The organism is Dellaglioa sp. CoH-55-MRSF-8, from assembly GCF_056782195.1.
In genome coordinates this window covers 1,945-3,344 of the sequence record NZ_JBXAYH010000012.1, presented here as the reverse complement: position 1 = coordinate 3,344, position 1,400 = coordinate 1,945, and the positions used below count along the sequence as shown (strand labels likewise).

At 45.5% G+C, this 1,400-nt stretch carries 1 rRNA gene (running past one end of the window); it reads left to right on the top strand.

Features of this window, described 5'->3' with window-relative positions:
• Positions 1 to 123: 123 nt before the first annotated feature.
• Positions 124 to 1,400: ribosomal RNA gene (locus tag AC1RPW_RS07505) — 23S ribosomal RNA — on the top strand; it runs 1,742 nt beyond the window's last position.

The window sequence follows — 1,400 nt, the reverse complement described above, 5'->3', positions numbered from 1 at the left end:
AAATTTGTTCTTTGAAAACTAGATAATATTTATTAAATTTTTAAGCAATAAGCCGAGAAACACCGCGTTTTATTAGTTAAGAACGTAGTTCTTAACAAAACCACTTTGCTTTAAGTAAAGTTAGGTTAAGTTATCAAGGGCGCATGGTGAATGCCTTGGCACTAGGAGCCGATGAAGGACGGGACTAACACCGATATGCTTCGGGGAGCTGTAAGTAAGCTTTGATCCGGAGATTTCCGAATGGGGGAACCCAGCAGTTTTAATCGACTGTTACTATTAACTGAATACATAGGTTATATAGAGGTAAACGCAGGGAACTGAAACATCTAATTACCTGCAGGAATAGAAAGAAAAATCGATTCCCTAAGTAGCGGCGAGCGAACAGGGAAGAGCCCAAACCAAGAAGCTTGCTTCTTGGGGTTGTAGGACTGCTCATTTGAGTTACCAAAGATTTTTATAGTAGAAGAGTCTGGGAAGACTCGCCGTAGAGGGTGATAGCCCCGTATACTAAATGAAAATCTCTCAGAGCAGTATCCTGAGTACGGCGGAACACGAGAAATTCCGTCGGAATCCGGGAGGACCATCTCCCAAGGCTAAATACTCCCTAGTGACCGATAGTGAACCAGTACCGTGAGGGAAAGGTGAAAAGCACCCCGGAAGGGGAGTGAAATAGTTCCTGAAACCATGTGCCTACAAATAGTTAGAGCCCGTTAATGGGTGATAGCGTGCCTTTTGTAGAATGAACCGGCGAGTTACGTTTGCTTGCGAGGTTAAGTTGATAAGACGGAGCCGTAGCGAAAGCGAGTCTGAATAGGGCGCCATAGTAAGTAGACGTAGACCCGAAACCAAGTGACCTACCCATGTCCAGGTTGAAGGTGCGGTAAAACGCACTGGAGGACCGAACTCATGTATGTTGAAAAATGCTGAGATGAGGTGTGGGTAGCGGAGAAATTCCAAACGAACTTGGAGATAGCTGGTTCTCTCCGAAATAGCTTTAGGGCTAGCCTCGGAATTAAGAATCATGGAGGTAGAGCCACTGTTTGGACTAGGGGCCCATCTAGGGTTACTGAATTCAGATAAACTCCGAATGCCATTGATTTATATCCGGGAGTCAGACTGCGAGTGATAAGATCCGTAGTCGAAAGGGAAACAGCCCAGACCACCAATTAAGGTCCCAAAATACATGTTAAGTGGAAAAGGATGTGGAATTGCACAGACAACTAGGATGTTGGCTCAGAAGCAGCCACCATTTAAAGAGTGCGTAATAGCTCACTAGTCGAGTGATTCTGCGCCGAAAATGTACCGGGGCTAAACATGTTACCGAAATTGTGGATGGAACCCATTAGGGTTCCGTGGTAGGAGAGCGTTCTAAGGGCAACGAAGCTAGACCGTAAGGACTG